Source organism: Microcoleus sp. D2_18a_B4 (genome assembly GCF_036702475.1).
In the GTDB taxonomy this organism is placed as follows: Bacteria; Cyanobacteriota; Cyanobacteriia; order Cyanobacteriales; family Microcoleaceae; genus Microcoleus.
In genome coordinates this window covers 41,994-65,966 of record NZ_JAUBTL010000031.1, presented here as the reverse complement: position 1 = coordinate 65,966, position 23,973 = coordinate 41,994, and the positions used below count along the sequence as shown (strand labels likewise).

The following is a 23,973-nucleotide window of genomic DNA, read 5'->3' as shown; positions in this document are numbered from 1 at the left end:
TTAATAGTTAAGGAAATTTCATATATTTAAACAAAATAGGACTAGGCTGTGTTAAATCCCGGAAAAATTTTACAAGAACGTTATCAATTGCAACAGCGTTTAGGACGCACAGCGGCCGGTCATCAAACTTGGCTAGCAGTAGATTTAGAGTCTCAAGAACAGGTGACGCTGAAAATGTTAGCTTTTAGCCCGGAAATGCAGTGGGAAGAACTCAAGCTTTTTGAACGAGAAGCACAAGTTTTGCAGGCGCTAAATCATCCCCGCATTCCTTGCTATCGAGATTATTTTTCCCTGGAACGGGAAGCCGGAGCAGGATTGCCTTGGTTTGGGTTAGTGCAAGATTATATTCCGGGGTTTTCGCTTCAGGAATTATTAGAAAAAGGCAAGCGATTTTCCGAAAAGAATGTGCAAAAAATGGCCACTGAAGTGCTGGAAATTTTAATTTATTTGCATGAATTGAGTCCCCCGGTTTTGCACCGAGATATTAAGCCGAGTAATTTAATTTTGGGGGAAGATCAGCACGTTTATCTAGTAGATTTTGGTGCGGTACAAGCTCAAGCGGCGGTGACAGGTGTAACGTTTACAGTGGTAGGAACGAGTGGCTATGCACCGTTAGAACAGTTTTGGGGGCGGGCGGTGGCGGCTTCGGATTTGTATGCTTTGGGAGCTACTTTAATTCATTTGTTAACGGGGGCGACACCTGCGGATTTGCCACAGAAAGATTCTCGGATTCAGTTTAGCGATCGCGTCAGTGTGAGTCCTAGTTTGGTAAGCTGGATTGAGAAGATGACAGAAATCGCGTTAGAAAAGCGTTTCAGCGAGGCTAGAGAGGCTTTAGCAGCTTTGAAATCGGGAAACATACAAGGGGCTAATCTTCAAATTGAGACTGTGAGGAAAATTGCTAAACCGCGTCACAGTCGCATTCAAGTTAGCAAATCAGCGACGGAGTTAAACATTAAAATTCCGTCTAGTTTAGTCAGAAAGCCTTTTTCAATTGCTGCTAGAGGAATATTATTTATACTGCTAATGTTGCCCATGATTTTACCATTTTCTATTCTATTAAATTTAAATATCGGATTAGGATTGTTTACGATTATAGCAAGTATATTAGTACATTTTTTGGGTCAGGGTAATAAAATTACATTTAACCGGAACTACTTTAAACTGGAACATCAGATATTTGGTTGGACTTATTCACAACAAACTGGGGAAATTTCGGAAATTTTGGGTACTTTTATATATGACAGGGGTGAGGGAAATCAAATCAGGATTCGTTCAGGTAACGATATGGGAACTTACTTTTATATTTTAGCAAAAAAATTGAAAGAGCTTGAGGCGGCTTGGTTAGCGCAAGAAATTCAAGATTGGTTAAATTTAAGATAAATTTTTGTAGGGCGAAGCCTTGGTGATTAATTTTTTTGTATAATAGACATCTCGCAACTAAAAATGGGTGACGCACTCACTTATAGGGGGTCTAAAATACAGCATATTCCAGGTTCATTAAGTACAGTAGCAACAGCTTGTAAACGAGACTGCTCGATCAAAAAAATGATGCTACTTTAAAATAGTTATGCCAAGGCTTTCAAAAAAAGACCCCAATAAAATTCAGTATATCTTATTACGCGATCGCCCAAAAAACATTGAATTTGAATTCAATTTTCTCCCTTCACAGGCAAAACGATCGCAAACTCAGTGCCAACTCCAAGCTCTCCCTTCACCTCGATGCTGCCGCCATGTTTCTCTACCGCAATCTGGTGGACAATTGTCAACCCCAATCCCGTTCCCTTTCCGACACCTTTCGTCGTGAACAAATGGTCGAATATCTGCTGTTTAATTTCCTCTTTGATTCCGATGCCGTTATCAGCAATTTTAATTTTAATGTACCCTTCGCCGACTAGCTCCGTGCAAATCGTGATGCGGTTGGGATTGGCGGTAATTTCGCTAAAAGTGCGTCCTATATTTGACTCTTCTAAGGCATCGATCGCATTGGCAAGCAGGTTCATGAAAACTTGATTCAATTGACCGGGAAAACATTCGATTTTAGGGAGATTGCCGTATTTAGTTATCACTTCGATTTGCGGGCGGTGTTCGTTTGCTTTGAGGCGGTGTTTCAAAATTAAAATAGCGCTATCAATGCCTTCGTGAATATTAAAAGGAACTTTGTAGTCTTTGTCGCCTCGGGAGAAGGTACGCAAACTGTTGCTGATGCTGCAAATGCGCTCGCACCCAAGCTGCATTGAATCAATCATCTTCGGTAAATCTTCCAAAAGATAATCGAGGTCTATCTCTTCGGCGTGGTCGGCTATTTCCGATTGCGATGCACCGGAGCGATACAATTCTAAGTGTTCGATAACATCTTCCAAACTTCTCTTACCTTCGCTTAAATTGCCCGAAATAAACCCAATCGGATTGTTAATTTCGTGGGCGACTCCGGCGACTAAATTACCCAAAGCCGACATTTTCTCACTTTGCACGATTTGCAGTTGTGCTTGTTGTAAATTTTTTAAAGTTCGTTCTAGCTGTTGATTTTGCTCTTGCAAAAGTTCGGCTGCTCGCTTGCGATCGGTGGCATCAACAGCCAAACCAATAATCCCGATTGTCTCGCCCAGGGAATTTTTTAACTGGACTTTCGTGATTTCTAAATCGTGTAGTTTGCCGTCAACAAGTCTGAGAATTTCGCTGGAGTAATGCGGCAAATCTTGAGCAAGGCAGGCGGCATCGGAAGCCAGACAGCCCGCTGCATTCTCCCCCAGTATATCTTTATAATGATCGACAGCTAGGAAATCGCTCAGAGACACGCCCACATCTTGAGAAAATGTCTTGTTCAAAAACTGTACTTTACCACTGAGATTCACCATCCAAATCCAAATCGGAGCGACATCAAGAATCGCTTGGAGCATTGTTTTCTGATCTGCAAGCTGAGCTTCGGTTCGACTAATTTTTACTAGCGATCGCTCTAATTGTAGGTTGTAATCCTGATATTTTTTATAGAGTAGAGCATTTTGCAAACAGATGGCTGCCTGGGAACACAGGAGATTGAGAAGTTGCAGGCGATCGCGGGTAAAAACTCTTGCGGTTAAGCGATTTTCCAGATACAAAATGCCGACTAAGTTGCCTCGATCGAGAATCGGCCAACACAACAGGCTCTGCGGTTGGTATTTGAGGATGTAGGAGTCGGAATCCCAATCACGTTGTTGTGCGAGATCCCGAACAATCACAGGTTTCAATAAATTTTTAACGCAGTCAACAATTGTGAGGGGCAAGATATCGCTGTTTTCATTGAGTTTTGCCGATGATAAGTCGATCGCCCATTCGAGTCCCGAATTGTCGATCGCGCTGGTAGCCGCGATTTCCCATTGATTGCCATTTGGCAAAATCAGCGCCCCTTTGTTAGCTGCTGTATTTTTCATCGCCAGTTGCATCAGTTTGGCAATCAGTCGATCGAGTTCTCTTTCACTAGAGAGCCCTTGACAAGCTTTTAGCAGTGTTGAAAAATTCCCGAAATCTGAGACGCTCGCCGAAACAGACGGAGGAATGGATGGATGAATGGATGGATGAAGCGATTGATTTTGCCCAGCAGGTGTTGGAAAATTTGCTAAGGGATGTACAGGGAGTTTTGCGGGTTCTAAAATCGGTTTTAATAATTGAGGATAACGTTTTTCTAAGTCATCAATTTTGGCTCGATCTCCCCAGCGGACATAGCAATCATAGGCATCTATCATGTAGATTCGGGCAATTTTTTCTCTTCCCAATGACAGGTAAAACTTAGCAGCGAGTTCGCAGGCAAGAGCTTCTTCATTGACATATTCGTGAGCTTTAGCTCCGGTAATAGCTCGATCGTACAGTTCCATTGCTTCTGCTGTCTGTCCCAAAACGCCGAGCAATTCTGCCTCAACCAGATCGAACTTGTGTTGGTAATTGATCGGCGTATGGTGCGCGAATTCTTTGAGTTTTTTCTGACTAGCCCCAACGCGCTTAAGGATTTGTTGGCGCTCCGCCGGTGTGGCATCTGCATAGAGTGCCAAATCGGCCAGCGCATCATGAAAGTCGTGCATCATAGTTACTAGCATCAAAACAGAATTCCCAAGATAAGGTTTGCCTCCATTTCCCCTGTCGATTGGCGGCGGATTACGGCTCGAATATATCCCGCATCCGTGGCCTCTTTTTGCTAAAATTTATACACCTCCATCTGGCAGATAACAGTCTAGATTAATTGAAAGATTGGAATGTTTAATGTATTTGTAAATAACCGGTCTGCGTTCAAGTTCGTCGAGAATGTCTGTTCGGTTGAGGACTATTTCTCCCGATGCAATTAACGGTCGCTAATGCAACTTTATTCGATTGTGGCAGCACCGCGTCCCGGAAATCCTCCGCCACCACGACGTAGGTTTGAGAATTTTAGCGGCGGGTTGTCGGTGTTTCACGCGCACGAACGGATCGATAGCCGATCGAGAATCTGTGTACAAGTGCGCGATCGGGCGATACCCCGGTATTACCGTAGTCCAATCTACTATTGCGTCCATATCGGCTGGCCTCCACCCAGACATTAAGGTGACAAAACTTAGTGTATCTATCTTAGGGCATAAATACCATAATTTTCTAGCGGTCGATCCCAAATTCCAATTATCTGTTAATGAACAACATTTTATACTTGGGCGATCGAGATTAAAGCTTTTTACTTACGTATAAGTTTCTGCTGTTAATCTCAAATGCGATTCAATGAAGGCGTAATACGGTAGAAACGCTGCCTTATCATGTCTTGAAAAATACAATTGCTAATTAAGTGAATTTAATATAGCGCGATCGCCCAAATTTCCGCGAAGCCGATCAAAAACTTACTACCTTAAAAAGTCCAAATATACTCTATAGAAATTATAAAAATCCGTCGTGAAAGCAGTGGCATTCCAGTCTCCCGAATTTATCCGTGGGGTCAATGCTTCAATTCTTTAATCTTTAATCTTTAATCTAAAATCGATTGACCGAAAGCATCCAGGATACAAGCCCCCGGATTCATCCGTCCAGAAATAAAAAACCTGTATCCGATAAACTTGCCCCCTAATTTATCCGTGGGGTCAAGGCTTCAATTCTTTAATCTAAAATCTAAAATCTAAAATCTAAAATCGATTGACTTTACCTACATTCCGACAGGGGTTAAAACCCCTGTCGGAATGTAGCTTCCCGAGAAGGAAACAGCGTTATTTGAGATTAGTCGTCTGTCGCTCTTTTTGTCGCTCGTTGAGGTCAGTCAATATCTCGACTCACTTTCTAGGGAACCTTGTCCGAGGCCTCTTCAGCGTTCTATCTTGCATCTCGTGCTGCATCATTGATATTTTCTTGACCGCCGCTGGTACCATATCTCAGAGACTCAGTACCCTCTGATACTCTTTCTTTTGCTCCCTGCGTGGCTTCTTTAACAATATCTTTTGCTCCCTTCAAGCCATCGCGAGTGTTTTCTTTAAGATTAGAAAAGCCTTGTTTGGTTTTGTCGCCAAAGTTATCAGCTTTGCGCTGGGCGGTGCGAGCATCTTCCTTCACCTTGTCCCCAATTTGGCCTAGTTTCTCAGGCGCGTCATCCGCTACCCGCCGTACATTTTCGCCTACATTGTTGCTAGATTTCGTGTCAATGCGGTGCTGCGCTTCCTCTTTGAGAAGCTGAGCTTTTGCTTCTTGTGTTGTAAGCTTTTTGTTTCTGGGATCGACATCGGGGTAGTCGTTCATGCCGCCTTTGAATTCGGACGTTACAGCCCCGGTCGGCACTTCTTCTCTAATTTGGTCGGCTGTTTTTCCTACCCTCGCATCAGCTTTTCCTGGCATCACATCCGTTTTTCCTGCCGCCACACCAGGGCCGCTGCAGGCTGTACTCACTAATACTAAAATGCCAGCCAGAAAAACTGTTAAGATTTGTACAGCTCGAATTTTTTTCAGAAATGCAGTTAGTCTCTTCATAAAAATGCTCCTTTCTATTGTGAGATGCTCAAATGCTTTGTGGCTTTGTAGATGTCTAGCCTTACCAAATTAGGCACTTAAACACTTTTTTAAGTATACGAATAGAAACCGCAGCTTTTCATCTATCCCAAGTTACATTCCTTAAGTTATAGTAGAAGGAAGAAGGAAGGAAGAAGGAAGAAATAAGAAGGGAGAAGGGAGAAGGAAGAAGGAAGAAGGCTCTTCGGCTTGGCGAGCGGATAGAAATCAGCAATCAGGAAGAAGGAATGGACAATCCTCAATCTTCTACCTATTATTAAAAGTCGCAGCATCCCGCACCGGACAAGGCAATGTCGTTTCCCTACATGGCTGTTTGGTTCTCTGTGCGCGCACTAGGTTGAGATGTTTTGCCTTTTAAGTTCAAAAAAAAACCTTCCGGTCAGGAACCAGAAGGCAGTGGATGTATGATCTCAAGTACAACAAGGTCTTTAATCGCAATTGTCGTGGCCTATCCCGATCGCACACATCTGTCTAATGGCTGAAAGTATGTGCACACTTACTAAGCATTTTGAATCGCTGTTTTTAGACTTTTGCAGAATTCGCCGATCGCCTCTAAACCCTGTTCTGGAGTTCCTTCGGCCAAGCGTTTGACAAAAGCACTACCAACAATCGCAGCATCTGCACCCCATTCTTTCACTTGGCGAGCGTGTTCGGGTTTCGATATACCAAACCCGACGCCGATGGGTTTGTCGGTGACGGTGCGAAGTTCTTGCAGCAACTCTTTGGCTCTCGTTTCTAAGCCTTCGCGTACTCCCGTAACCCCCGTCACACTGACTAAGTAAATAAATCCTTGAGACTGACGAGCGATCGCTTCTATACGACTTTTGGGACTTGTGGGAGCAACTAATAATGTTAGTTCAATCCCTAATTTGTTGGCAGGTTGGATGAGACTGTCTGCTTCTTCTAAGGGCAAGTCTGGTACAACCAATCCCTGAACTCCAGCACTTTTGATTTGCTGCAAGAACGTTTCTATACCTCGGTACAAAATCGGGTTGTAGTATGTGAAGAGAATGATGGGCGATCGCAAATTCGGACTAACTTTCGCTACCATTTCCAGCACCGAATCTAACCGCGTTCCCCGCTGTAGAGCCCTAGTAGCAGCGGCTTGAATCACCGGCCCGTCAGCTAGCGGGTCAGAATAGGGAACACCAAGCTCGATCGCGTCTGCACCGTTATCATCCAAAATTTGCAGTGCTTTAGCCGTTGTCTCCAAGTCGGGGTCGCCAGCAGTAATAAAAGGAATCAATGCACATTGGTGGTTCTTGCGTAACGTTTCAAAACAATTAGAAATAGTCATTAGTTATTAGTCATTAGTTATTAGTCATCAGTCATTGGTCATTAGTCATTAGTCATTAGTCATTAGTCAGCGGTCATTAGTCATTAGTCAGCAATCATTACTTGGCGGTCTATATTCATCTTCCTTAGCTTTTAGTCGGCAGTCATTTTTTCACCGTTTATTGCTAATAACTAATGACTAATGACTAATGACTAATGACTAATGACTAATTATCTTTTTCCTGCTCAATTTCGGCTTGAAGTTTGGCTAATTCTTCAGGAGTGAGTGCATCTAGCTGCTTCTGCAAGACAGCTTCTTTGTAGTCTTGCAATTGCTGGCTGTAGGTCATATTTTGAGTCAGTGCTCGAAATAAATAAGTCACCAGCCAGCCAATCAAGCCGGCGACCAAAAATAACTGACTCCAAATCCCTGCATTCATGCTGTCGAGTCCGGCAAATTGCAGTAGCAAGTAGACAAACCCACCTGCTACAAAAAAGCCGACACTGATTCCAATTACGTCAATACGTCGCATTTATGCTTCTATCTGCCGCCGTTTGGGCCGAAAATTCAAAAACGGAGCTAGCAGAAACATACCTGGGAAGAAGAAGAACATCAAGAAGTACATGAAGCCGCGCTCAAAAGAGGTAGCGACGTACCAGCGGCTGTTCAGGTAAGCGTAGGTGGCGGCGGGTACTACCAGGAGGTAGGCTCCTGCCAAGACGGCGTAAAGCAGTAAGGTAATATACATTTTTTGCTCTAGAGGAATAATAACACGGGTAGTCGGTTGACACGCTCCGTTAGCTGGTTAACTATTGTACCGCTTGGGGAGAGCCAGCGCGACTTTTGGGAATTTTTTGATTAGGGGTTGCGTAAATTGGGGTTTTGCCTGTAGAATAAAAGGCTGTTGCTGTTAGTGGCTCAAAACCACAGCAGCTTGACCAAAGGGGGGCGTGGCGGAATGGTAGACGCTACGGACTTAAAATCCGTTGACCCGAAACGGTCGTGTGGGTTCAAGTCCCTCCGCCCCCATCCATTTCAATCATTTGTGATTCAATGGTTTCAGATTTATTGTCACCAATAGTTCTGTTTTCCGCTCGATTTTCGCGCTAATGGTTTTTTACTATGTCCAAAAGCGCCTCTATATCTGCCCAGTTCGCCCCGGAATTTTTACGTCGGGTATTCAACTGGTTGAGCAAAGCGGCTGGTTTGGGAAATTGGGCGACGGTGGGAACCGATTTTTTATGTTCATCCCGCCCCGCGTAATATTAAGCTGTTGTGCATTTAAATTGAATGTCAAAAAATAATCAAGCGTCTTGTGGGGTGGGCGTCTCGCCCGCCCTGAATATGCAATTTAAATGCGTGACAGCTTACGCAGCAACTGGCAAAGTAATCACAAATTCCGTGCCCTGTCCTATTTGAGAATTTACCTCAATTTTGCCTTGATGCTTGGCAAGGATTTGATAGGAAATAGCCAATCCTAATCCAGTACCTTTGCCGATCGACTTTGTAGTAAAAAATGGGTCAAAAATCTGTTGGACGCTTGCGGAGGCAATTCCCGGCCCGTTATCCCGAATCTTGACGGTGACAGTATTGTCGGCCGTAACTTCCGTGCTAACCCAAATCGTTGGCGAATAGCCTTTGTCTTCCTTTTTCACTTCCTCCAGCGCATCTATTGCATTACTAATAATATTCATAAATACTTGATTAAGTTGGGCCAGATAGCACTCAACCGCAGGCAAGTTGCCGTATTGTTTAATAACTTGAATACCTTGTTTGAGCCGATGATTGAGAATTACGAGGGTGCTATCAATTCCTTCGTGAATGTCGGCTGATTTCATTTTTCCGTCGTCGCATCGCGAAAAATTCCGCATGGATACGACAATTTCGCGAATGCGATCGGCTCCCATTTTCATCGAAGAGAGGGTTTTTGGTAAGTCTTCTCTGAGAAATTCGAGTTCAATGTCTTCGATGCGATCTAGAATGGCATCTGGTGGGTTGGGATAATATTCTTGATAGAGAGTTACCAAATCTACCAAATCTTTGATGTATTGGTTGGCATAGTCAATGTTGCCCCCGATGAAGTTGACAGGATTGTTGATTTCGTGGGCTATCCCTGCAACCATTTGACCGAGAGATGACATTTTTTCGGTTTGAATTAATTGGGATTGAGTTTCTTTTAGTTCTTTTGTATACTCGCTAACTCGCTGAATTAATTGATTGAAAGAGACCGCTAAAACTCCGATTTCGTCGTCGGTTGTGACTGGTACTTGCAGGTTAAAATTCGATTCGCGAGCAACTTGCTGAGCGACATTAGTAACGGTTTCGAGGGGTTGGGCGATCGCGCGGCTGGTTTTGTCCGCCAGTGCGACAGCGATGAGTGCTGAAATTAGCATACTTCCGAGAATAATTCGGTTTCGCAAATTTTCAGCTTCTTCTAATGCTTGGGTTCCTTCCTGTTTGTGAATTTCTACTTTAGAAATTAGCTCAGTTAAACGTTGAGCAAGCTTATCTAGTACGATCGCCTCTTGGCCGCTGCTAGTCCTCAACATTTGTAGCTGTGCGGACTCGATGCTGTTGGGTGGCAAGTTCCCTACTTCCGCTTCTTTTAACTGCAATTTAATTAGCTGACCGTAGTAATCAATGACGAGGGCAGATTTCTTCAATATAGCGTGCAATGCTGCCTCTTCTGTTGCTAGTCTCTTGGGATTTTTTCGTGCGAAAGATTCAATTTCTGAAATCAGGATTTTGGCCTGATTGATTTGCCCGAAAAACCGATCGTGTTCGTATTGCAGCAACACCGTGTTTCCCAAAACAGCCGGCAATCTCGCCGCGTGCGATCGGGCTTCAAATACGGTATTTTGCAAATTTTGCAGCATTTGCTGCTGCTGCCCAGCAACATTTACCTGAACTAAAGCTTGCTTGTGAAAGTAGTCTCCCAATCTCAGTCCCGCACCAGTTCCCAAAATCGCTATGCCGATAGCTAAAGCATAGCCATAGCTAATTTTTTGACCGATCCGCAAACGGTTGCATTCTGCCTTTAGCCCAGTTATATTAATAGTTGATTTTTGTAACAAATGTTTTTGAGCATAGTGTTCTTGCTCTACCTTGCTATTCTTGGACTGACTGTGGTTAAATAATAACATTGGAAGTTCCTCCCAAACAAATCAGGAGTAATTGAGCGAAGAAAAGCAGAATGCACTTATGCTGAACGTCGAAAGCCGTTTTGAGTGTTTAATTTTGAATTTTGAAATCTTTAGCTCAAAACTCACCCCTCAATACTCAACGCTTCCCCTAGTATCTCTCTTTTTAGAGTAGAGCGTTTGTGATCTCTATCAACAATCTATGTGATAATACGCAAATTTACAAAACTTATGATTACAGCGATTAGTATTTTTAGTCGGTTGGGACACAAGGCCCAACCAGCGGTTCTCCCCGTTTTTCTTTTTCTGCCAGTTCTAGGTTTAATTCCAGCACTTTTGCTAAAATATCGTCGTTGTCAGTAAATCCGTAAGCTTGCATTACTTCGCGATCGAGCTTAGCATGAAGTTTATAAAGTTGACTTGTTGGTTCTTCAAAAAATTTGTTGTAAAGTTGAGTAATTCCCCACTGCTTTGCTGACATTTGTTGAGTGCGGTATTGATGCAATTCGACCGCCGTTGCCCGAATTTGCTCTACTGATTGACGAGTCGGTGTCTGGGGAAATGGGAAAGTTTCAAAGCAGGTATTGTGGGTGTATGCGATATCTCCTTTGAGAGTTGATTTTTGAGCGTGCATCCAAATTCGGTGAATTTTAGATGAGAGAATGCCGAGAATATAAAAATCATCAGAGACAACGACTTTAGTTTTATTTCCGGGCAGCCATTCACAAGAGCAAGGAACGAAAACAGCCCATTTGGATACCTCTGGAACTGCAAAGTAGTGAGATAAAGGGGCGATCGCCTTTCTCATTGCTGGTCGTTTTTCGCCATATTTCCACCAATTAACTTTAGTTACTTCTCTGCGGTTTTTATCTCGTTCAGGCTTGACATGAGCTTTTACATACTCGAAAGGCAGCACATATTCACTCGCTTCTTCAATGCTCATATCATTGAAGTCAATAATCCAGCGTTCCGGCATACCGTTAGGATTCTTTGCTAGATTTGCACCCATTGAAAAAAGTTTAAGAACCTCTTGATTTTTAGCATCTGCTTTAATCCAATCATTAACCTGCTGTTGACTAACAATAAATCCCATTCCCACTGGAATTACACCTTGAAAGCATTTGTTTAAATTCGCTGACAACCTAGCAGCTTGAGAAACATCAATCGTAGCTTGCAGCGAAGAGTTGATACTAGAAACCGCGAGGTTATCTAAATAATAAACTTTCGGTTTTTCCTTGCTCCAGTTAATCAAACTAACATGAACCTTAGCTTCGCCAGACCAAGGCTGAGTAGAAACGGCTGCATAAATGTGACCGCCATTTTGCGCGACATAATCTAAAGCAGCAGCACGACTTTTACCTTGACTAATTGAATTAGTAGCAACTAAACCAGCCCTGCCATTTAGTTCTAAATTATTGTGAGCTATGCGAAACCAATAAGCACAAAAATCAACCGAATCTTTCACATCAGGGAAGCGTTTAAACACGCGGTCAATATATTCATCTCCCAGGGCAATCCTCATGTGCTTTCCGCCTAAAAACGGAGGATTGCCGATAATCGCGTCAGCCTTCACCCAATCAGTAAATAAAGCATCCTTACAGACAATATTTTTATCCAAAGTATCTAAAGGCAGAGAAGGTTCTTTCAATCCCAAATTATCGATCGCCACCTTGCGGCCAATCATCAACGTCACCCGCGCCAACTCCACCGCAAACGAGTTAATATCCATGCCGTAAAATTGCTGCGGCGTGACTAAATTCATATAACCTCTTGTACCGTCGAACTCGTTTAGCTTATCTAAAAGTAACTTTTCAACTTGCTTGAGTTCCTGATAAGCTACATACAGAAAATTACCTGAACCGCAAGCCGGATCTAGGACGCGATAGCGACCTAATTCTTGGTGCAGATTTTGCAGTTTGGCTACGGTATTTGCAGCGTTAATTCGCTCTTCCCAGTAATAGCTAATTGTGGGCAAAACAATGCGGCGAATGTCTCCCTCAGTAGTAAAGTGAATCCCATAAGCGCGGCGCTGTTTTTTATCTGTTTTCAAAGCCGATTCAAAGATATTGCCAAAAATAGAAGGGCGTACCTGACTCCAGTTTTGTTCGGCACAAACTTCTAATATTTTCAACTCTCCCTGTTGCAGTTCAATGGGGTGTATTTCCGAAAATAATCCGCCGTTGAAATACTCGACTCCTTCATAACGTCCTTCCGGCGTGACTCCCTGCTGATTCATTGCTTGAAATAAGCCGCCCAAGACATCGTAAGAACTTGCTCCTTCCAGACAATCTTTGACGCAGCGAGTAAATAGTGCAGGTGGCAAAAGTCCCCTATCTTCGGCAAACATTGCTAAGACGCACTGCAACACAAATCGCTGTGCCTGAAACTGATTAAATTTAGCAAATTTGCGCTCTTTGCCGCGCTCGATTAGCATTTCCAGCAGCATCCCCATTCTGCTAGCAGCTTTTTCGGTAATCTCGACTTGGTTGTTTTTGAATATGGGGCGGCGGCTAGTAGATTCCATAAAGGCAAAAGCGGGCGATCGCGCGGGCAATTGCTCTAGGGATATAATGTCTACAGGCTGATCCGGCTGAAGGTCGAAATCGTAAATGTGAAACTCGTCAAAATTGCACATCATCACGTAGCGCGGGCGATCGTCTTTTTTGAGGCGAATATAATAGCGTTCTGTTTGGGTGCGGTGTTCTCTTTTAGTCAAATCTTCACCGCGCTTTTTCATTTCAATCAAAACGTGCTTTTTCCACACCAAATCAGCAAATCCCATTTGACCTTTTTTGCTGCTTTTTTCTATGCGTTCCTCATAGGTTGCGCCTGCTTCTAATGCCCCATCGTGGCCGAAAGCCCGAAAGAAGCGGTCTAAAAATACCTGTGCTTGTCCTTTTTCATCGCCTGTAATGTGTTGTTGGCAGTAGGTAACGAATTTTTGGAGGCTTTCAGGGGTTGCTGGCATGGGAGGATAATTTAAAACGCATATTAATTAGTATAATCTGGTTAGAAGTTACGCAGCGATCGCTTAAAATTTCGATACTCCCTAGCCTTTTTTAAAGAGAGTAGAATTGATTCATACTTCCTTTGCCCGCCAGGCCCGCCAGGCCCGCCAGGGACTGAAGTCCCTGTCTAATAGCAAAAGTCGGTTGAAACCGACTGAAATACAGGACTTACGCACAGCAAGCAAATACTAACTTTACAGTCCTCTTAAGAGGACTTTCGCTTTGAGGCAGGGAATTCATTCCCTGCCGGACTATCGGACTGTCGGAATATCAAACTGGATCAGTGACCGATCATCCAAGGTCGTCCCCCTCGGTGTTCGCGATTCCGCTGCGGTTTAGGTTGCTCAGAACGCTTAACTACCTCCGGTTCCCGATTTTCTTGACCTTTCAACCGCAGCTTTCCCGTTAAAATCATCGGCGGCGAAAAGATGCGTTTAGCAACAGTTTCGCAATTCGGGCAAAGCACCGGTGTATCTGATTCTGCAAGAGGGCGCCACTTATCAAAAATGCCGCAAGTTTCACACTTAAAATCGTATAGAGGCATATCAATTTTTGAGGGTAAATTTGGATGCAATGACTAGGGCGGGCCGCGCATTTGTGTTAATTTAAGTTCAACTTAAGGTCAAAGTTAGTATCAGTCTGCTGTCTGAGTCACATTCCTCTAGATCCCCCCTAGCCCCCCTTAAAAAGGGGGGGAGAAGAGCGCTCAAAGTCCCCCTTTTTAAGGGGGATTTAGGGGGATCTAGACTCGGATAAAAGCGAGAGATACAGAGGGCTTTAGTCTTAAGTTCACACCCCCTTGACTGGCCCGGCCCGCCCTACTAATTAAGACGGCAGAATATCCATCTGGAAAATTTCTGTCGGTAAAGCAATCGTGCAGCAAGCATTGGGAATATCCACAATGCCGCTGATGCGACCCTCCACAGGAGCACAGCTTAACAGCAAATACGCTTGTTCTCCGGTAAAACCAAACTTTTTCAAATATTCGATCGCATTCAAACAAGCTCGTCGATAAGCAACGTGGGCATCCATATAATACTGCTGACCCGTAAATTCATCAACAGAAATCCCTTCAAAAACGAGGTACTCAGAATAGCGGGGTTCCACCGGCCCTGGTTTGAAAATCGGGTTGACCATCGCGTATTTATCCATGCCACCTTTGATAATATCAACGTGGAGGTCGATGTAGCCCGACATTTCAATTGCCCCGCAGAATGAAATCTCCCCGTCTCCTTGAGAAAAGTGAATATCTCCCATCGAAAGTTTCGCGCCTTCGACATAAACCGGGAAATAAATTCTCGAACCCCGCGACAGGTTTTTAATATCGCAATTGCCGCCGTGTTCGCGGGGAGGAACAGTGCGCGCCGCTTCTGCCGCCACTCGATCGAATTCTGCCCCTTGCAGCGAGCCCAAAATTGCATTTTTGGAGTTCGGCAGCGCTGCTAAAGGCGGCACTCGATCGGGATTTGTTGCTACTAATTCCGCTTCCCGTTTGTTCCATTTATTCAACAATTCCTGAGAAGGAGCGCAGCCGATTAAACCCGGATGAGTAATCCCAGCAAACCTGACTTTTGGTATGTGTCGGGAAGCGGTATAAATTCCCTGAAAATCCCAAATTGCTTTAGCAGCAGTCGGAAAATGTTCGGTTAAGAAACCGCCGCCGTTTTCTTTAGCAAAAATTCCCGTAAAACCCCATTCGTCCCCTTGCAAAGCCCCGATATCGAGGATATCGACTACTAGAATATCCCCCGGCTGCGCGCCGTTAACGTAAATTGGCCCGCTCAAAACGTGAACTACTGTTAAGTCTACATCGCGAATGTCGTCGGGATTGTCGTCATTTTTAATTTGTCCGTCTGTCCAGTCTTTGCACTCGATGCGAAATACATCGCCGGGATTGACGGAAACTACTGCTGGAATATCTGGATGCCAGCGATTGTGACCGACTAATTCCTGTTCTGACATCGGTTTGGTCAAATCAACTTTGAAGAGAACTTGAGGCATATTCTGCACTCCTCTAGTTACTGATTTTTACATGGTACGCGCATCTTCGCCGATCTGATGGTTGATAAATGTAAATTCTTATACTAATAAGTGCAGAAACCAAAAATATTTCAGAGAACGATTATCATTATTTAACTAATTGCAGGGAAGCGCCGCAGTCGTGGTATGTTTTTGATTGGGAATGTTTTTAAATTTAAAAATTAGTGACGGAAAATTTGACCAAACAACATATAGATCAAGTTGAAAATGGATGGCACGGCAGCCTGGATTTAGTCTACGCTAACCGCAGCGGCTCAACTCAAATCATTCACAATCAAATGCAAGCGCCCCTAAAGGTGCAGCGCCCGTTTTATCCTGAAGGTAAAGAGATTTGTCACAGCGTCATCTTGCACACGGCTGGTGGAGTTGTCGGGGGCGATCGACTTTCCAGCCATTTTCACCTCCAACCCAACGCCAAAGCCTTGATTACCAGCGCCGCCGCTGGTAAAATATATCGTAGCAGCGGACTAGAATCACAACAAAATATTGACATCAAACTAGAACCCGGTGCTAATTTAGAATGGCTGCCACAAGAAACAATAGTTTTTGACGGCGCAATATATCGGCAAAATTTGCGGGTAGAATTAGCACCAACAGCGAGGATTTTACTGTGGGAAATTACCAGATTTGGACGCAGTGCTAGGGGCGAAAAGTTCTTGTCTGGAGAATGGATCTCGCACACCGAAATCTGGCAACAAAACAGCCCTTTATGGATTGACAGACAATTGCTCAAAGGTGGAGAAAAAATGCTCGAAAGTCCTCACGGCCTCGCAGGAAAACCCGTAGTCGCCACCCTCGCTTGGGTAGGCGAACCCGTAACCACAGAAATCGTGGAAAAAGTGCGAAATTTGCCATGTGAGGCAACAATTTATCCTGGTAATTCCACCGTCGGCGTGACTCGTATTCCTAACGGTTTGCTGTGCCGATATCGCGGTACATCCACCACCGCAGCTAGAGACTGGTTTGTCAACATTTGGCACTTGCTGCGCTTATCTTTTTCAGAACGCCCTTGCTGTTTGCCCAGAGTTTGGATAAAATAGGATGATCTTTGAGTTTCAATCTATAGTTGCCCTCCTAATTAGATTATTCATCTCTCTCTTCTCTGACTCTGCGCCCTCTGCGCCCTCTGCGGTTTAATCATTCTTAATCATTCAGCAACAACCGTAAACGATATCATAACCAAATAATGCGATCGCACTTACAAGAATAAAAATGCAACTCACCCCCCAAGAAAAAGACAAACTGCTGATTTTCACCGCCGCCCTGGTAGCAGAGCGCCGCAAACAAAGAGGTTTAAAATTAAACTATCCAGAAGCGCTAGCTTACATTTCCGCCGCCATTTTAGAAGGAGCAAGAGATGGCCTCACCGTCGCCGATTTAATGAGTTATGGAACAACTCTCCTGACGCGGGAAGATGTGATGGAAGGGATAGCAGAAATGGTGCATGAAGTCCAGGTGGAGGCGACTTTTCCCGACGGAACTAAGTTGGTAACAGTGCACGATCCGATCCGTTAAAAAATTAACCACAGAGACTCAGAGGAGGAAAAAATGATTCCAGGAGAAATGATTGTTTCAGCAGGCGAAATAGAATTAAATGCCGATCGCCCAACGCTGCGGTTGCTTGTAGGAAATAAAGGCGATCGACCCATTCAAATCGGTTCCCACTATCACTTTTATGAGGCCAACGAAGCCTTAGAGTTTAATCGAGAACAAGCCAAAGGAATGCGGTTGGATATCCCCGCAGGTACAGCAGTCAGGTTTGAACCGGGAGATGAAAGGGAAGTTCAATTAGTGCCGTTTGTTGGTAGTCGTCAAGTCTACGGCTTTAATGGAAAAGTGAATGGTATGTTAGATGGATGAGAGACAATTAGACTATTATAGGACTTACGCGAAAAACCCAGTTTCTGAGAAAAATTGTGCATCTATGCGATAGATATTGACAGAAAAACCTGGTTTTTGGCAGCCGTGCGTAAGTCCTGTATTATCAACAATATTACTAAAACGACAGGTAGCGAAATGACACCGCACTCCCGAATAACCTCAATCAAAATTCAGGGTTATAGACCATTCCGAGATTTTACTGCTCCATTGGAACCACTAGAAATTATTGTGGGAGCTAATGGTTCTGGGAAATCAAGCCTGTTTGAGTTTCTAAAATTTTTGACCGACAGTATGGAAAGCGAGATTCCTAACGAAATTATTAAGGGTTCTATCGGTCAACAGATTTTCCATATTACCGGCTCAGAAAAGTTTGAATGGGAGCTTAAAATTGATACAGGTGAGTCTAATATCTCCTATCAAGGAGAACTCATGGGGCCGAGAAGCAATCCGCAAATTTCTTTCGAGCGAGTGGAGTCATCTCAACATTTGTTCATGGATATTAAAGGTACTGAAGGTTTGTATCGCGAACCAGGATATGCAGAGACAAATCGCGTATTTCCCAAACGCAATCAACTCGCACTCAGGACAATAACAAATCCAGATTTAGCAACTCTCTATAAACTACGAGAGTATATCGGGGGTTGGAAATTTTACAGTTCATTTAACATTGCTAATCACAAAATTCGCAAATCTGTTCTCATTGAACAAGAACCAGTGTTGGATGAAGATGCAGGCAATTTGAGTTCAGTATTACACTATTTAATGACTGAACATAGCGCCGTTTTTGATGACCTGCAACAACATTTACAATCAGTTATTCCAGGATTCAAAAAATTGACTGTAAAAGCTCGCGGCGGGCCTGGAGAAGTTATCGCATTTTGGCAGGAAAAGGGGATTAACCAGGATTTAAGTCTTGCGGATTTATCCGATGGTATTCTAAGATTAATTTGTTGGATTTGTCTTTGTTTGCACCCGAAACCACCCTCTCTAATTTGTATTGATGAGCCGGATCAAGGTGTTCATCCTCGGACACTCCCTCTTTTAGCAGGATTGTTTGAAAAAGCTGCTGAACGCACTCAGGTTCTTTTGGCTACTCATTCTTCTTATTTTTTAACCCAATTTGATATTTCCCAAATTGCTGTGATGCGAAAGGAGAATGGAGAATCAAAGTTTATTAAACCTGGTAATTCCAAAGTTTTAACAGATATGCTTGATGACTTTGGGACAGAGGAAATTGAAAAACTCCACCGCAGTGATGAATTGGAGCTTCTACCATGAGGGTAATTATCTATGTAGAAGGGCCATCAGATAAAAATGCAATGGAAGCATTGTTAGTAAATTTGATTGACCAAAAATCTGAAGAAGGTGTCAGTATAGAGTTTTTTCCAATCAAAGGAGAGAACAATGATAGAGGAGGTGACGCTAAAAAAGAGTTGCTGCTGAATGCTCCAATAAAAGCTGTTAATATTCTTTGCAGGACTCCGAATTCAATTGTAATTCTGTTGCCAGACTTATATCCTAAGAATAAAGGGTTTCCCCATGAGACTTTTCAACAGCTAAAAGCTGGAATTATGGAGAATTTTTATCAAGCATTACAAAAGAAAGGTATTCAGGATGAACGTCTCAAAGAACGCTTCAAAGTTTTTTGTTTTAAATACGAAATGGAAGCTTTGATTTTGGCGGCTGAATCTGCATTACGAGGTAAACTAGGAGTTACTTCTCTAGCTGTCACCTGGACAATACCAGTAGAAGACCAAAATCACGATCGCCCCCCCTCGAAAATTGTAGATCAACTTTTCCGAGATTCTGGCAAAAAATACGATAAAAGGGTGGATCCACAATTGATACTAGGGAAGACTTGGTATCAAGAAATTGCCGAGAAATGTCCTCAATGTTTCAAACCATTTGTTGAGTTTATAGAAGGTATACAAACGGAAAATTTTTAGCATAAATTAATGTATACTCAAGCATTGGGGCAATGAGAAAAATTCTAGAAAATTTGATGAGGAGCTAATTAATATGAGTTACAGAATGGATCGCCGCGCCTACGCGGAAACTTTCGGGCCGACTGTGGGCGATCGCGTCCGGTTAGCCGATACAGAATTATTCATAGAAGTTGAAAAAGACTTCACAACCTACGGGGATGAAGTTAAATTTGGCGGTGGCAAAGTCATTCGCGACGGCATGGGACAGTCGCCTATTTCTAATGCTGATGGTGCGGTTGACACGGTAATTACTAATGCTTTAATATTAGACTGGTGGGGAATTGTTAAAGCAGATGTCGGTATAAAAGACGGCAAAATTTACAAAATTGGTAAAGCCGGAAATCCTTATATTCAAGATAGGGTAGATATTATTATCGGGCCTGGTACTGAAGTGATTGCCGGTGAAGGAATGATTCTCACCGCTGGGGGAATTGACACTCACATTCACTTTATTTGTCCGCAGCAAATTGAAGTGGCGATCGCCTCTGGAATCACGACAATGATCGGCGGCGGCACAGGCCCCGCAACGGGTACAAACGCCACAACTTGCACTCCGGGGCCTTGGCATATGTACCGAATGCTGCAAGCTGCTGACGCTTTCCCCGTAAATCTAGGGTTTTTAGGTAAAGGAAATAGCAGTCAACCCCAAGGATTAGTTGAACAAATCTTTGCCGGTGCAATGGGTTTGAAACTCCACGAAGATTGGGGAACTACACCAGCAACGATCGACACTTGTTTGAGTGTAGCTGACGAGTACGATGTGCAAGTTGCAATTCACACCGATACTCTCAATGAAGCGGGATTTGTGGAAGCTACAATTGCCGCCTTTAAAAATCGCGCTATTCACACTTACCACACCGAAGGTGCTGGCGGCGGACACGCACCGGATATTATTAAAGTGTGCGGACAAGCTAATGTTTTGCCCTCGTCAACTAACCCGACTCGCCCTTACACTGTCAATACTTTAGAAGAACATTTAGATATGTTGATGGTTTGCCACCATTTGGATCGAGGCATTCCTGAAGATGTGGCTTTTGCTGAATCGAGAATTAGAAGGGAAACTATTGCTGCTGAGGATATTTTGCACGATTTAGGTGCGTTTAGTATGATTTCTTCTGATTCTCAGGCGATGGGAAGAGTTGGAGAGGTGATTATTCGGACTTGGCAAACGGCACATAAAATGAAGGTTCAAAGGGGGAATTTGAACGGGCAAGATGCCCGTTCCACAGGGGGTTTGGGCGGGCAAGATGCCCGTTCCACAGGTAATTTAGACGGGCAAGATGCCCGTTCTACAGGGGGAGAAAATGACAATTTTCGGGTGAAGCGGTACATTGCGAAATATACAATTAATCCGGCGATTACTCACGGAATTAGTCAGTATGTCGGTTCGGTGGAAGAGGGGAAATTGGCGGATTTGTGTTTGTGGCGGCCGGCTTTTTTTGGGGTGAAACCGGAACTGGTAATTAAAGGAGGGGCGATCGCCTACGGGCAGATGGGAGATGCTAACGCCAGCATTCCGACGCCGCAACCGGTGCATATGCGGCCGATGTTTGGCAGTTTTGGCGGTGCGATTGGGGCGACTTGTCTGACGTTTGTTTCCCAAGCTGCGCGCGATCGAGATATTGCCGCACAGCTAGGTTTGCACAAGCCCACTGTAGCAGTTTCCGGGACCCGACAAATTAGTAAAAGAGATATGAAACTCAACGATTATTTGCCACAAATGGAAGTCGATCCAGAAACTTATGAAGTCAGGGCGGATGGGGAATTGTTAACTTGCGAACCGGCAACAGTTTTGCCAATGGCGCAGCGATACTTTTTGTTTTAACTGATATTTTGCACCATTGTCAGCAACAGGCTTTTCGGCCTGTTCCACAAGAAAATTTATATGTTGTGGAACAGGCCGAAAAGCCTGTTCAGAAAAAGCTAATTGACAATGGTGCAATATCTCAGTTTTAACCGATTATACAATCATGTAGGGGCGGGTTTTACCAACAATATTTGCCCAAAACCGACAATTTAAAAAACCCGCCCCCACCCAACGGCCAATCTTCATCTTACTTCATTCGGGATGTGATTTCCTGTTAGAAAAATTGAGCGATCGCACTATCAAACCCTGACACAAAAACCAAAAATAAAGTGCAATATTAATCCCGCTCAACAGCTTCGGTATTCCCTCCAGCAAGCTCGAAATTATCTCGTTTTTTAAAGGCAGCGCTTCTGCAAAAAAGGCAACAAATAACAAACCAACGCCACTCAGCAGTAAAGCATAGGGAGTCGAGCGAATTTGTCTCCGAAAAGCTAATCCGTATGCAATTGCCAGCACAGCGTAAAATATGACAATTGTCACTTTCGGAAAACCCGCACGTCCCAGATGAACGTGGGTGCGAAAAACTTCATTAAACAGAAAGCAACCTGCAAACAGTGCCGAATATAAAATAAATCGATTTTCTGGGCGATCGGGTTGAATAATTCTCAGCAATCCAAAGGTAAAAGCGCACACCATTACCGATAAATAAAATAACATTTGAAACGCCAAAAAAAAGAAACCTGCACCCGGATACGTGGCAGAACAAGGCGGCAAAAATAACCCTTTTACTGATGAACCGAACAAACTCAGACACGCCGTCACTAGCCCAACTAGCACTAAAGTTAGACTATTGAACAACAATACAGTTCTGTAATTTGCCATAATTAATAACTAAAAGCTAAGAACAGTATATTGCGTGTCAAACCATTTTTTGCTAGGGCTTGTGCACGGGGGTTCAGAAACCGGGTTTTTTACGAAAATACTGCGTTGTGACTCGCAGATTCGGTAAAAAACCCGGTTTCTCTGTCGGAGTGCGTAATTCGCGATCGTGTTCTTTGAGTAAAGGTGAGATATTAGGTTTCGTAGGTGTGATAGCGAGTTGTAGAAAAGATATCTAGTCGAGGTGCAACTACCTAATCCACAGGTGTGGAACCTGCACGGTTAGAGGATTTATCTCTCCTGCCATTTATATCAATTCCTCCCACAGCAATTCTGCCGCGTGCTGCATTCATAGCTGGATAGTCTGGTGCACAATAGTCTGGACTATTCACTCAAAACGCTCTAATTTAATCGCGACTCTCCTGGATTTGTGGTGGAAACATTAGTGTTAGCGTGTCGCTAACGCAGGTAATATGCCCCCACCACGGGAAGTTTTATTTTTATTTATTATCACCTAAAACTCAGGAGAGTCTTAATCGCTTGGTAAACTCAATTTTAATACCTGTCCAACAGATACCTCGTGCTTGTGCGTCGCTACTACCACCGCACCTTCTAATCGCGGATCGTAACATCCCACCCAAGCTGCAGGATGACATTCGTGCACTAAATACCCGTACAGCCAAATTGCTCCTCTACCTTCAATGACAATTCCTTGGCTTAATTGAACGTCTTGAGGAAGTTTCAAACCTTGTAAATCATCGGGTGTGATAATACCGTCTTGAGTTGTAATTCGCAAGCGCAAATGTTGGTAAGCTAAACCGTCTTGAGTTTGATGGGGGATTATTTTTAATTCAATAGGATTCATGGGATGCACAAATGTTGAATGCTGCGATAAAATCATATCATGTCTGGTAGTATGGGCGGGGGCGGGTTTATTATATTGTAGATTATGGGCAATTATTGTTGGTGAACCCGCCCATACAAAATTTAATATCATACAAGTCCGAATCAAACAGACATGATATCATCTACCTTTTTAGGGTAAATTGGGAATCCGATCGCCAATTTTGAGTCCCAATTGGGCCGCCCTTGCGCCTCTGAGTTCAATAACTCCGTCAACGGGAACATCCGGGCCGTAGTTGGGGCAGGTTTCGGTCAAACACGGCGGTACGTTAGGAATTATCGCCTGCACGACGCCTTCCCGCAGAAAAACCATATCCAGCTCAATCAACACGTTTTTCATCCAAAAACGCACGTTTCGCGCGGGTTCGATGGGGAAAAGCATTCCTCTGTCGTCTGGCAATTCTGTGCGAAACATTAAACCTGTGGCTTGTTCTTGGGGAGTTTGCGCCACTTCCAGTCCGATCGCGCGATCGGCTATAATCGTGTTAACCGAAATTGGCAAAAGCTGACCCATATCTAGTCCGCCAAACAGCGACATAAAGTTGGATTCAGTCAGATTAGAATTTCCCGAAACAACTCCTAAATAATTACCAGAGTTTTTATCTTTCATAATAGTTTGGTTGTCGGAAACTGAAAGCTCTAAATCGCTAATTTTCATGCCTTCTGTCAAGACAATTTTATCATTGCCGTTGCCAAAATCTGTAATTATATCGGCTTGAGTAATAGTAGATGTGGCGGCGGTTTTTTTCATCACAAATAAATCCTCCCCCGCGCCTCCTGTCAAGATATCCTTGCCTTCGCCGCCTATTAGCAAATCGTTACCCCGATCGCCAAAAATCCAATCCGACTCTTGTCCTCCATAGATTGTATCGCTTCCCTGCCCGCCAGACACCGTATCAGCCCCTTCATTTCCTGCTAGCAAGTCATTTTCCCGATCGCCAAAAATTCGGTCATTTCCCCCCAAACCTTGAATAGTATCATTACCCGCAAATCCTTTAATCGTGTCGTTGCTGAGACTTCCAAGGAGAAAATCGAAGCCGAAAGTACCGTCGATGTTAACCATTTTGCG

Annotated in this window: 20 protein-coding genes and 1 tRNA gene; 8 read left to right on the top strand and 13 right to left on the bottom strand. The window is 43.8% G+C overall.

All coding sequences use genetic code 11. The features are described 5' to 3' along the window. The first annotated feature begins 48 nt into the window (after window positions 1-48). Window positions 49-1,383, top strand: coding sequence for a serine/threonine-protein kinase (locus QUB04_RS18530; RefSeq protein ID WP_333286537.1), 1,335 nt, complete (start codon window positions 49-51; stop codon window positions 1,381-1,383). A 269-nt stretch (window positions 1,384-1,652) separates the two neighbouring features. Here QUB04_RS18530 and QUB04_RS18525 read toward each other — a convergent pair whose 3' ends face one another. The 6 genes from QUB04_RS18525 to ndhL all read right to left on the bottom strand — a co-directional run bounded on the left by QUB04_RS18525 (window position 1,653) and on the right by ndhL (window position 8,009). Then, a complete protein-coding gene (locus QUB04_RS18525) occupies window positions 1,653-4,070 on the bottom strand; it encodes an ATP-binding protein (RefSeq protein ID WP_333286563.1) in 2,418 nt (805 codons plus the stop codon). A gap of 252 nt (window positions 4,071-4,322) precedes the next feature. Beyond that, window positions 4,323-4,523: a hypothetical protein gene (locus QUB04_RS18520; RefSeq protein WP_333286535.1), complete on the bottom strand. Its 201-nt coding sequence runs from the start codon at window positions 4,521-4,523 to the stop codon at window positions 4,323-4,325. A 775-nt stretch (window positions 4,524-5,298) separates the two neighbouring features. Continuing rightward, window positions 5,299-5,946, bottom strand: coding sequence for a DUF6658 family protein (locus tag QUB04_RS18515; RefSeq protein WP_333286533.1), 648 nt, complete (start codon window positions 5,944-5,946; stop codon window positions 5,299-5,301). A gap of 538 nt (window positions 5,947-6,484) precedes the next feature. Beyond that, complete coding sequence (gene trpA, locus QUB04_RS18510) at window positions 6,485-7,282, bottom strand: tryptophan synthase subunit alpha (RefSeq protein WP_333286531.1); 798 nt, start codon at window positions 7,280-7,282, stop codon at window positions 6,485-6,487. Window positions 7,283-7,487: 205 nt separating this feature from the next. Continuing rightward, entirely contained in the window at window positions 7,488-7,793 is a 306-nt protein-coding gene (locus QUB04_RS18505) for a DUF3007 family protein (protein WP_333104690.1), read from the bottom strand. Then, window positions 7,794-8,009 (bottom strand): NAD(P)H-quinone oxidoreductase subunit L, encoded by a 216-nt coding sequence (ndhL, locus tag QUB04_RS18500; protein ID WP_193972727.1) that lies wholly within the window; start codon window positions 8,007-8,009, stop codon window positions 7,794-7,796. It abuts the gene before it with no gap. A gap of 196 nt (window positions 8,010-8,205) precedes the next feature. Between ndhL and QUB04_RS18495 the strand changes: the two genes are divergently transcribed. Continuing rightward, a tRNA-Leu gene (locus tag QUB04_RS18495) sits at window positions 8,206-8,290 on the top strand. A 338-nt stretch (window positions 8,291-8,628) separates the two neighbouring features. Here the strand turns inward: QUB04_RS18495 and QUB04_RS18490 are convergent. The 4 genes from QUB04_RS18490 to fmdA all read right to left on the bottom strand — a co-directional run bounded on the left by QUB04_RS18490 (window position 8,629) and on the right by fmdA (window position 15,410). Continuing rightward, entirely contained in the window at window positions 8,629-10,404 is a 1,776-nt protein-coding gene (locus QUB04_RS18490) for an ATP-binding protein (protein WP_333286529.1), read from the bottom strand. 250 nt (window positions 10,405-10,654) lie between these two features. Then, window positions 10,655-13,369, bottom strand: a complete 2,715-nt coding sequence (locus QUB04_RS18485) for a DNA methyltransferase (protein ID WP_333286528.1) — start codon at window positions 13,367-13,369, stop codon at window positions 10,655-10,657. A 320-nt stretch (window positions 13,370-13,689) separates the two neighbouring features. Beyond that, window positions 13,690-13,953, bottom strand: coding sequence for a zinc ribbon domain-containing protein (locus QUB04_RS18480; protein WP_333286526.1), 264 nt, complete (start codon window positions 13,951-13,953; stop codon window positions 13,690-13,692). A 281-nt stretch (window positions 13,954-14,234) separates the two neighbouring features. After that, window positions 14,235-15,410, bottom strand: a complete 1,176-nt coding sequence (gene fmdA, locus QUB04_RS18475; protein ID WP_333286524.1) for a formamidase — start codon at window positions 15,408-15,410, stop codon at window positions 14,235-14,237. A gap of 203 nt (window positions 15,411-15,613) precedes the next feature. Between fmdA and QUB04_RS18470 the strand changes: the two genes are divergently transcribed. The 6 genes from QUB04_RS18470 (at window position 15,614) to ureC (ending at window position 21,140) form a co-directional block, all read left to right on the top strand. Next, window positions 15,614-16,489: an urease accessory protein UreD gene (locus QUB04_RS18470; RefSeq protein ID WP_333286522.1), complete on the top strand. Its 876-nt coding sequence runs from the start codon at window positions 15,614-15,616 to the stop codon at window positions 16,487-16,489. A 172-nt stretch (window positions 16,490-16,661) separates the two neighbouring features. Further along, window positions 16,662-16,964 carry an urease subunit gamma gene (gene ureA, locus QUB04_RS18465; protein ID WP_006635319.1) on the top strand — a complete coding sequence of 101 codons (303 nt, stop codon included), beginning with the start codon at window positions 16,662-16,664 and terminating at the stop codon, window positions 16,962-16,964. A gap of 33 nt (window positions 16,965-16,997) precedes the next feature. After that, on the top strand, window positions 16,998-17,309 hold the full coding sequence (locus QUB04_RS18460; RefSeq protein ID WP_333286519.1) for an urease subunit beta: 312 nt from the start codon (window positions 16,998-17,000) through the stop codon (window positions 17,307-17,309). A 156-nt stretch (window positions 17,310-17,465) separates the two neighbouring features. Continuing rightward, window positions 17,466-18,608 (top strand): AAA family ATPase, encoded by a 1,143-nt coding sequence (locus QUB04_RS18455; RefSeq protein ID WP_333286517.1) that lies wholly within the window; start codon window positions 17,466-17,468, stop codon window positions 18,606-18,608. Beyond that, window positions 18,605-19,276 (top strand): DUF4276 family protein, encoded by a 672-nt coding sequence (locus QUB04_RS18450; protein WP_333105345.1) that lies wholly within the window; start codon window positions 18,605-18,607, stop codon window positions 19,274-19,276. Before QUB04_RS18455 ends, QUB04_RS18450 begins: the two co-directional genes overlap by 4 nt. A 73-nt stretch (window positions 19,277-19,349) precedes the next feature. Then, window positions 19,350-21,140, top strand: coding sequence for an urease subunit alpha (gene ureC / locus QUB04_RS18445; RefSeq protein WP_333286515.1), 1,791 nt, complete (start codon window positions 19,350-19,352; stop codon window positions 21,138-21,140). Between the two features lie 234 nt (window positions 21,141-21,374). Here ureC and QUB04_RS18440 read toward each other — a convergent pair whose 3' ends face one another. The 3 genes from QUB04_RS18440 to QUB04_RS18430 all read right to left on the bottom strand — a co-directional run bounded on the left by QUB04_RS18440 (window position 21,375) and on the right by QUB04_RS18430 (window position 23,967). After that, a complete protein-coding gene (locus QUB04_RS18440) occupies window positions 21,375-22,004 on the bottom strand; it encodes a hypothetical protein (RefSeq protein ID WP_333286513.1) in 630 nt (209 codons plus the stop codon). A gap of 529 nt (window positions 22,005-22,533) precedes the next feature. Then, window positions 22,534-22,866, bottom strand: a complete 333-nt coding sequence (gene crn3 / locus QUB04_RS18435; RefSeq protein ID WP_333083735.1) for a CRISPR-associated ring nuclease Crn3/Csx3 — start codon at window positions 22,864-22,866, stop codon at window positions 22,534-22,536. Window positions 22,867-23,037: 171 nt separating this feature from the next. Next, on the bottom strand, window positions 23,038-23,967 hold the full coding sequence (locus QUB04_RS18430) for a DUF192 domain-containing protein (protein WP_333286511.1): 930 nt from the start codon (window positions 23,965-23,967) through the stop codon (window positions 23,038-23,040). Window positions 23,968-23,973: the final 6 nt, after the last annotated feature.

Bases quoted from the DNA above. Each gene is read 5' to 3' on its own strand.
- QUB04_RS18525 (WP_333286563.1), bottom strand. From the start codon at position 4,070: ATGCTAGTAACTATGATGCACGACTTTCATGATGCGCTGGCCGATTTG.
- QUB04_RS18520 (WP_333286535.1), bottom strand. From the start codon at position 4,523: ATGGACGCAATAGTAGATTGGACTACGGTAATACCGGGGTATCGCCCG.
- QUB04_RS18515 (WP_333286533.1), bottom strand. From the start codon at position 5,946: ATGAAGAGACTAACTGCATTTCTGAAAAAAATTCGAGCTGTACAAATC.
- trpA (WP_333286531.1), bottom strand. From the start codon at position 7,282: ATGACTATTTCTAATTGTTTTGAAACGTTACGCAAGAACCACCAATGT.
- QUB04_RS18505 (WP_333104690.1), bottom strand. From the start codon at position 7,793: ATGCGACGTATTGACGTAATTGGAATCAGTGTCGGCTTTTTTGTAGCA.
- ndhL (WP_193972727.1), bottom strand. From the start codon at position 8,009: ATGTATATTACCTTACTGCTTTACGCCGTCTTGGCAGGAGCCTACCTC.
- QUB04_RS18490 (WP_333286529.1), bottom strand. From the start codon at position 10,404: ATGTTATTATTTAACCACAGTCAGTCCAAGAATAGCAAGGTAGAGCAA.
- QUB04_RS18485 (WP_333286528.1), bottom strand. From the start codon at position 13,369: ATGCCAGCAACCCCTGAAAGCCTCCAAAAATTCGTTACCTACTGCCAA.
- QUB04_RS18480 (WP_333286526.1), bottom strand. From the start codon at position 13,953: ATGCCTCTATACGATTTTAAGTGTGAAACTTGCGGCATTTTTGATAAG.
- fmdA (WP_333286524.1), bottom strand. From the start codon at position 15,410: ATGCCTCAAGTTCTCTTCAAAGTTGATTTGACCAAACCGATGTCAGAA.
- ureA (WP_006635319.1), top strand. From the start codon at position 16,662: ATGCAACTCACCCCCCAAGAAAAAGACAAACTGCTGATTTTCACCGCC.
- QUB04_RS18460 (WP_333286519.1), top strand. From the start codon at position 16,998: ATGATTCCAGGAGAAATGATTGTTTCAGCAGGCGAAATAGAATTAAAT.
- QUB04_RS18455 (WP_333286517.1), top strand. From the start codon at position 17,466: ATGACACCGCACTCCCGAATAACCTCAATCAAAATTCAGGGTTATAGA.
- QUB04_RS18450 (WP_333105345.1), top strand. From the start codon at position 18,605: ATGAGGGTAATTATCTATGTAGAAGGGCCATCAGATAAAAATGCAATG.
- ureC (WP_333286515.1), top strand. From the start codon at position 19,350: ATGAGTTACAGAATGGATCGCCGCGCCTACGCGGAAACTTTCGGGCCG.
- QUB04_RS18440 (WP_333286513.1), bottom strand. From the start codon at position 22,004: ATGGCAAATTACAGAACTGTATTGTTGTTCAATAGTCTAACTTTAGTG.
- crn3 (WP_333083735.1), bottom strand. From the start codon at position 22,866: ATGAATCCTATTGAATTAAAAATAATCCCCCATCAAACTCAAGACGGT.
- QUB04_RS18430 (WP_333286511.1), bottom strand. From the start codon at position 23,967: ATGGTTAACATCGACGGTACTTTCGGCTTCGATTTTCTCCTTGGAAGT.